The 7148-nt window shown below is 69.2% G+C and carries 7 protein-coding genes; all 7 read right to left on the bottom strand.

Annotation, left to right across the window (positions count from 1 at the left end):
* Positions 1–78 precede the first annotated feature (78 nt).
* On the bottom strand, positions 79–894 hold the full coding sequence (mdcE, locus tag QMX82_RS25030; protein WP_282288592.1) for a biotin-independent malonate decarboxylase subunit gamma: 816 nt from the start codon (positions 892–894) through the stop codon (positions 79–81).
* The gene (locus QMX82_RS25025) at positions 891–1757 is read right to left on the bottom strand and encodes a biotin-independent malonate decarboxylase subunit beta (RefSeq protein WP_282288590.1); all 867 of its coding nucleotides are present in this window, start codon (positions 1755–1757) and stop codon (positions 891–893) included. Before QMX82_RS25025 ends, mdcE begins: the two co-directional genes overlap by 4 nt.
* Positions 1750–2064, bottom strand: coding sequence for a malonate decarboxylase subunit delta (locus QMX82_RS25020; protein ID WP_282288588.1), 315 nt, complete (start codon positions 2062–2064; stop codon positions 1750–1752). Before QMX82_RS25020 ends, QMX82_RS25025 begins: the two co-directional genes overlap by 8 nt.
* Positions 2064–2921: a triphosphoribosyl-dephospho-CoA synthase gene (locus QMX82_RS25015; RefSeq protein ID WP_282288587.1), complete on the bottom strand. Its 858-nt coding sequence runs from the start codon at positions 2919–2921 to the stop codon at positions 2064–2066. The genes QMX82_RS25020 and QMX82_RS25015 overlap by 1 nt, the downstream gene beginning before the upstream one ends.
* Entirely contained in the window at positions 2921–4597 is a 1677-nt protein-coding gene (gene mdcA, locus QMX82_RS25010) for a malonate decarboxylase subunit alpha (protein WP_158896446.1), read from the bottom strand. The genes QMX82_RS25015 and mdcA overlap by 1 nt, the downstream gene beginning before the upstream one ends.
* Before the next feature lie 129 nt (positions 4598–4726).
* Positions 4727–5437 carry a YfdX family protein gene (locus QMX82_RS25005; protein ID WP_282288585.1) on the bottom strand — a complete coding sequence of 237 codons (711 nt, stop codon included), beginning with the start codon at positions 5435–5437 and terminating at the stop codon, positions 4727–4729.
* 205 nt (positions 5438–5642) lie between these two features.
* Entirely contained in the window at positions 5643–7001 is a 1359-nt protein-coding gene (gene gudD / locus QMX82_RS25000) for a glucarate dehydratase (RefSeq protein ID WP_282288583.1), read from the bottom strand.
* Positions 7002–7148 lie beyond the last annotated feature (147 nt).

Raw genomic sequence — 7148 nt, 5'->3', positions numbered from 1 at the left:
GCTCAACCCAACCTACCTGAGCCTCGCAGTTTGGGTTGAGCGCAGCGAAGCCCAACGATCCCGCCATGCGCCCGCTCATCACGCGCGCCATCCCGCCCGCAGGCGTTCGCGTACTGCGCGAGAGGCCGCGCGATTGGCGCCGTCCAGCCGCAGTTTGAGATCGGTGGCGCCGCTGGCGAGCACATCAGCCTGGGCCTCGGCCAGGGCCTGGCGTACCTGCTGCAGATCTGCGGTCGAGGGCTGGTCGGGCTTGGTCACCTCCAGCTGGCGCCAGAGCAGGCCCAGGGAGGCATAGCTGTCCAGGTCGTAGGCCATGGGCGGGATGTCCGCCGCCAGGCGTTCCAGCTCCTCGACACTGCGCAGGGTGACCCGCGCAGCCGAGGCCTTGCCCATGGCATGCACCTGCACCTGGGGATCGCGCAGGGCCAGCAGGCGATTGGCCTGGTAGCCATGGGCGAGAAAGCCGCCGGACATGGCCTTGCCCACCAGCAGGCCCAGTACCGGATGCCCTGCCAGGCGCGCCTCGGCGTAGGCCCCGGCGGCCCCGGCCAGGGCCTGGTGGATGCCATAGGCTTCCTCGCGGCGACCATAGGCCTGGCTGGGCACGTCCACCAGGGCGATCAGGGTGCGTTTCACCGCGGCGTCACGATCCTCGGCGATGGCCTGCTGAATGGCTCGGGCCAGGCCCCAGCCCTCCAGCAGACCCACCTCACCCTGGCGGGCGCGGGGAAAGGGATTCTCGCCATCCGCTACCACCGCCAGCCAGCGCGCGGGGCGTCCGGCCAGTTCGAGGTCGGCGACGCGCAGGGAGGCGGGCAGGCCGCCGACGGCCTCGCCCTGTCCGGCCAGCGCCTGGAACCAGGTCAGACCGCGTTGCGAAGGCTGGGTGCTCATGGCTGGTCTCCGGCATAGAGGTGGCGGACCGCGGCGGCGTCCGCCTGGGGACGGGTGTCGAGATCGGCGAGGCGCGTCAGGTAGTGATCGGCCCGCTGGCTGCGCAGGGGAGCGGAAACGCCCTGGGTGAAGCCCTGGCGAATGGCGGCGGTCACGGCGGCGCTGTCGTCGGCGACGAAGACGTCGGCCAGGCCCGTGGCGAGCCGCTGCTCGCCGCCGGTCAGGCTCCAGATGAAGGGGCGGTCGCGGGAATCGTATTCCTCGATGCCGGCTTCCTGCTCGATCACCTGGGGCCCGTTGAGTCCCAGGCGGGCCTCGCGGGTGACGATCAGCTGGCTGCACAGACCCGCGGCGATGGACATGCCGCCAAAGCAGCCGACGCTGCCGGCGATGACGCCGATGACCGGCTGGTGCGCGCGCAAGGCGACGATGCCCGCCTGGATCTCGGCGATGGCGGCCAACCCCAGGTTGGCCTCCTGCAGGCGCACACCGCCGGTTTCCAGCAGCAATACGGCGCGGGTCGGGGTGCCGGCGAGATTGTCTTCCAGCGCCAGCTCCAGGGCGCCGGCGATCTTGGCGCCGCCCACTTCGCCCATGCTGCCGCCCTGGAAGGCGCCTTCGATGGCGCAGACCACCGCCGGCTGTCCGTCGATCAGCCCCTTGGCCACCACCACGCCGTCATCGGCCTGGCAGACGATGCCCTGCTTGGGCAGCCACGGCGACATCAGCCGTTCGAAGGGACCGACCAGCTCGCGAAAGCTGCCGGCATCGAGCACCACACGGGCCCGCTCGCGGGCGCCGAGTTCGACGAAGCTGCGGCTGTGCAGCAGCTCCTGGACATCGGGATGGGTGACTTCAGCCATGGGTGCTGTCCTCCAGGTCGAGGGTTTCCAGACCCTGCTCCAGGCGCAGGCGCACCACGCCCGGGGTGGCGCCGAAGTCGTGGATGTCCAGGGTCAGGGCCGGCAGGTCCTCACGGGCGGCGAACAGCCGGTCGAAGAGGGCACGCCAGCGCGGTTCGCTGCCGTTGACCGAGGTGGTCACCTTGAGGGTGAAGTCGGCGTTGGCGGGTTCGAGCAGGACTTCCAGGTCCCCCGAGCCGACGCAGCCCACCAGGGTACGGCCCTGGCGGCGCTGGCTGGCCGGATAGCGGCAGGTGAAGTGTTCCATCAGAGGTCTCCAGGGAGCCGGGGCTCCAGGCGATCGACGAGAAGGGTGGCGGCCAGCAGATCGGCGGCGCCGCCGGGAGAGGCGTTGGCGGCCAGCAACTGGCGGTCCAGGATCAGCAGCTGGCGCCGCCCGGCGAGACTGGCGCAGCCCCCGGCATGCAGCACGGCGCGGGCGCCCTGCTGCATGGTGGTGAGGGCCGCCGGACCGCCCCGGTGCAGCACGCAGGTATCGTCCAGCGCGGTCATGATGGCCAGCAGCGCATCCAGGCGAGCGTTCTGTTCGCCCGCACCGGCCTGGCGGCTGGCGCGCAACTGCGGCAGACCGCGCTGGTGGATGGCGGGAAAGCCCGCGGCGGCCTCGGCCCGGGCGCCGCCGACGCCATAGCGCTGGGCGACGCGCTGGCCATGGCTGGGCGCCGCCTGGGGTGCGTCCGGATCGGGCAGGCTGGCCAGGCGCCCGGCCGCCAGGCACAGCGCCTGGGCGGAAGCCGGACGCTCATGCACGGTCGCCGTCACCAGCAGCCCCAGCGCCCAGATGGCGCCGCGGTGCGTGTTGACCCCGTGGGTGACCTGCAGCATGGCGGCTTCGCCGTCACGCCCCAGCTGGCCGATCAGGCGGCGTAGTTCGGCGGCGGGCAGCCCCCGCTCGGCGACTTCGGCCATGGCCTGGAAACAGGGCTGCAGGGCCTGGGCCGAGGTCAGCATCAGGCCAAGGCTGAGGTCACTGTGGGCGCCCTGGCCGCGGCGATCCACCAGGGCCGGCTTGGGCGAGAGTTCGGCTTCGTCCACCAGGGCGGATACGGCCAATTCGGCCAGGCGCTGGGCGGGCGATGAAGTACGGCGGGCGAGGGCGCGCATCACCAGCTCCTGAACTTGGCCGGGGGTTGATAGAGGCCGCCGGACCATTCCACCAGTTCGCCGATACTCTTGGCCGCGAGCAGCTCGCGACTGGCATCGGTGCGGCGGATGCCGAGGTCCTCGGGCAGGGCCACCAGGCCTTCCTGGCGCAGGCGGCGGGCCTCGGCCGGATCGCTGCGCAGGCCGATGGCGGTGACCCCGGCCACGGCGGCGATCATCGCCCGGCGCTCTTCCAGGGAGCGGGCGCGGTAGAGATAGGCGATGCCTTCCTCGGTGAGCAGGTGGGTGACGTCGTCGCCATAGACCATGATGGGCGCCAGCGGCATGCCGCTCTTGCGCGCCACCTCCACCGCATCCAGGGTGTCGACGAAGGTGGGTTTGCCGCCTTCCTGGAAGGTCTCGACCATCTGCACCACCAGCTTCCTGCCGCGTTCGAGCAGGGCCGGTGCGCCGTCGCCGGTCTGCTGCCGCATGTCCAGCCAGGCCGGGGTGGGGTGACGCCGACCGTGCGGATCATGGCCCATGTTCGGCGCGCCACCGAAGCCGGCCAGGCGCCCCCGCGTCACGGTGGAGGAATGGCCGTCGCCATCCACCTGCAGGGTGGCGCCGATGAAGAGGTCCACGGCGTACTGGCCGGCCAGCTGGCAGAGCAGGCGGTTGGAGCGGAGCGAGCCATCGCGACCGGTGAAGAAGACGTCCGGGCGCTGGGCGATATAGCCCTCCATGCCCAGTTCGGTGCCAAAGCAGTGCACGCTTTCCACCCAGCCGCTCTCGATGGCCGGGATCAGCGTGGGGTGGGGATTGAGGGTCCAGTGCCGGCAGATCTTGCCCTTGAGGCCCAGGCGCTCGCCGTAGGTGGGCAGGATCAGTTCGATGGCCGCGGTGTTGAAGCCGATGCCATGGTTGAGCGACTGCACCTGGTGGCGTTCGTAGATGCCGCGGATCGCCATCATCGCCATCAGCACGTGCACCGGCTTGATGTGGCGCGGGTCGCGGGTGAACAGCGGCTCGATATAGAAGGGCCGATCGGCCACCACCACGAAATCCACCCAGTCCGCCGGGATGTCGACTCGCGGCAGTTCGGACACGTCGTCCACCAGCTGGTTGACCTGGACGATGACGATGCCGTCGCTGAAGGCTGCCGGCTCGATCAGCGCCGGGCTGTCCTCGGTGCTGGGGCCGGTGTAGATGTTGCCGGCGCGATCGGCCATGAAGCCGGCGCTGAGTACTACCTTGGGAATCAGGTCCACCAGCAGCCGGGCATAGAGTTCGATGTAGGTGTGGATGGCGCCGACTTCCAGCAGGCCGTCCTCAAGCAGCTGGCTGATCCTCAGGCTCTGGGTGCCGGCAAAGGAGAAGTCCAGCTTGCGGGCGATGCCGCGCTCGAACAGGTCCAGGTGCTCGGCGCGACCGACGCTGGGCATGATCATGTGCAGGTCGTGCAGCCGGGCCGGATCGACCTGGGCGAGGCTGCGGGAGAGGAAGTCGGCCTGCTTCTGGTTGTTGCCTTCCAGCACCACCCGGTCGCCCGGGGCCAGCAGCTGTTCCAGGGCCGCGACGATGGAGGCGGTGGGCAGCACCTTGCCATCGGCCAGCGTGGCCACCCGGTCCAGGCGCTGCTGCTTGTCGCTGCGGCGCCTGGCGATCCGAGCCGGTGGGGAGGATGTCGTTGTCATTGGGGTCTCCACGTATCACCTGTCGTGGAGTCACCCTAGACCTCGCCTCCCTGGCATTCAATGAACCTGAGGACGGAATCGTTACGCTGAAGTTAACGATTTCGTGGGCCTCAGGGGCCTGCGCCAGGCTCAGGTCTTGTCGACCGGGGTAGAGACCGTGGTGGTCCTGGAGAACCAGCTGGTGGGGGTCACGTCGACATTGGCGTTGTCGAATCTCAGGCTGTTCTGCACCTGCTTGAGCGTGAGGTTCGCCTGCCAGTATTGCTCGTGGCCCAGCTCCTGGTTGGCCCGATGCACCAGGTCCAGGGTTTCCTGGGCCGGCAGCACTGCGGTCGAGTAGTCGACGTCGACGCCGGCCACCTTGAGGATCGCGCCAGCGCCCTGGGTGTCGCCCTGCTGGATCTTGGCGTTGGCCTGGGCCACGGCCTGATTCTTGGCCGGGCTGGCGACATAGTCGTCACGCAGCGCCATACCGCTCCAGATCGGCAGCCAGGCCGTGGCCTTGGCGTCCTGCGCGGAGACCTGCATGAGCTTGCCGTCCTGACCCCGCAGGTCCCCGGCCGACTTGAGATAGGCGGTCTTGTCGGTCTGGGCCGTCTGCAGGGCGCTCTCGGCGGCACCCAGCTGCTGCTTGGCCTGATCGACGTGACCTTCGAAGAGATCCTGGCGCGCGGCGATCACGTCCCTGAAGGCCGATTGGCCCTGCTGGGAAATCGCCGGCAGGGTGGCGACCTGCTGGGTGGCGACAGCGGGCCGGGTGTCGGCCAGGGCGGCGGTGGAAAACACCGAGGCGATGCTCAGGACAAGGAGGCTTTTGGCGATACGACGATTGAGGTTCATGTGCTTCTCCCGGAGACGAAAGTGACTGGAACCGCGGGGTATCGGGCAGGGCTGCGAGATACCTTGGGGTTAGTGTCGATCCGGTGAGCTTAACGATCACTTAGCAGGCTATCGGTAGGTGTAATCCGATGTGTCGGACGCTGAAACGGAAACAGCGCCCGCCCCGGAGATTCCGGAGCGGGCGCTGCTGGCGGGCGGAAGCGGCTCAGCGCACCAGGCAGGGCTTCTTGTTATCGAAGGTCCAGTTGGGCGAGAGGAATTGCATGGCCATGGCGTCGTCCCGCGCGCCCAGGCCCTTGGTCTTGTACAGCTCGTGGGCGCGGGCGAGGGCGTCCAGATCCAGCTCCACGCCCAGGCCACCCTGCTGCGGCACCGCGACCAGGCCGCCCTTGATCTCCAGCGGCTGGCGGGTGAGGCGTTGACCATCCTGCCAGATCCAGTGGGTGTCGATGGCGGTGATCTTGCCCGGCGCCGCGGCGGCGACATGGGTGAACATGGCCAGGGAGATGTCGAAGTGGTTGTTGGAGTGCGAACCCCAGGTCAGGCCCCAGTCGTTGCACATCTGCGCCACCCGCACCGAGCCCTGCATGGTCCAGAAGTGCGGATCGGCCAGGGGGATGTCGACCGATTGCAGCTGGATGGCGTGGCCCATCTGGCGCCAGTCGGTGGCGATCATGTTGGTGGCGGTGGGCAGGCCGGTGGCGCGACGGAATTCGGCCATGACTTCACGACCGGAGTAGCCGTTCTCGGCGCCACAGGGGTCTTCGGCATAGGCCAGCACCTGGTGCTGGTCGCGGCACAGGCGGATGGCTTCCTTGAGCGACCAGGCGCCATTGGGGTCCAGGGTCACGCGCGCCTCGGGAAAGCGCTCGGCCAGGGCGGTGACGGCTTCGATCTCGGCATCGCCGCTGAGCACGCCGCCCTTGAGCTTGAAGTCCTTGAAGCCGTAGCGGTCGTAGGCAGCTTCGGCCAGGCGCACCACGGTCTCGGGGCTCAGTGCCTCTTCGTTGCGCACGCGGAACCAGGCGTCGTCGCTCTCGGCTTCGCTGCGGTAGTCCAGGGGGGTCTTGTTGCGGTCGCCGACATAGAACAGGTAGCCGAGCATCTCCACGGCATCGCGCTGCTGGCCTTCGCCGAGCAGGGCGGCTACCGGTACTTCCAGGTGCTGGCCGAGCAGGTCGAGCAGGGCGGCTTCGATGGCGGTCACCGCGTGGATGGTGACGCGCAGGTCGAAGGTCTGCAGGCCGCGGCCGCTGGCATCACGCCCGGCGAAGGCCTGGCGGACCTGGCCGAGGATGCGCTGGTACTGGCCCAGCGGCTGGCCGATCAGGAACTGGCGGGCGTCTTCCAGCGTCTGGCGGATGGTCTCGCCGCCGGGCACCTCGCCGACGCCGGTGCGACCGGCGTTGTCCTTGAGGATCAGCACGTTGCGGGTGAAGTAGGGACCGTGCGCGCCGCTGAGGTTGAGCAGCATGCTGTCCTGGCCGGCTACGGGCACGACTTCCAGCGAGGTGACCACCGGGGTGCCGGTGTGCAGGGCGGGGGTGGCGTTGAATTGCGTCATGGTCGGGCTCCTTGGCGATCAGCGAGAGGTTTCAGTGGCGAGCGGGGCTTCGGCGGGCGGCGTGGGCACGCCGCGCAACTCGACACGCTTGATCTCGCCGACGACGAACAGGTAACTGATGGCGGCCACCAGGGCGTTGGCACCGAC

Origin of the sequence: Pseudomonas sp. PS02302, from assembly GCF_029959585.1 — a bacterium.
Taxonomy (GTDB): domain Bacteria; phylum Pseudomonadota; class Gammaproteobacteria; order Pseudomonadales; family Pseudomonadaceae; genus Chryseomonas; species Chryseomonas aestiva.
This window is presented reverse-complemented; position numbering and strand designations above follow the sequence as displayed.

What these genes read in the sequence shown, in the direction of transcription:
- QMX82_RS25025 (WP_282288590.1), bottom strand. Translation starts at nt 1,757, where the DNA reads ATGGCTGAAGTCACCCATCCCGATGTCCAGGAGCTGCTGCACAGCCGC.
- QMX82_RS25020 (WP_282288588.1), bottom strand. Translation starts at nt 2,064, where the DNA reads ATGGAACACTTCACCTGCCGCTATCCGGCCAGCCAGCGCCGCCAGGGC.
- gudD (WP_282288583.1), bottom strand. Translation starts at nt 7,001, where the DNA reads ATGACGCAATTCAACGCCACCCCCGCCCTGCACACCGGCACCCCGGTG.
- QMX82_RS25005 (WP_282288585.1), bottom strand. Translation starts at nt 5,437, where the DNA reads ATGAACCTCAATCGTCGTATCGCCAAAAGCCTCCTTGTCCTGAGCATC.
- QMX82_RS25015 (WP_282288587.1), bottom strand. Translation starts at nt 2,921, where the DNA reads ATGCGCGCCCTCGCCCGCCGTACTTCATCGCCCGCCCAGCGCCTGGCC.
- mdcA (WP_158896446.1), bottom strand. Translation starts at nt 4,597, where the DNA reads ATGACAACGACATCCTCCCCACCGGCTCGGATCGCCAGGCGCCGCAGC.
- mdcE (WP_282288592.1), bottom strand. Translation starts at nt 894, where the DNA reads ATGAGCACCCAGCCTTCGCAACGCGGTCTGACCTGGTTCCAGGCGCTG.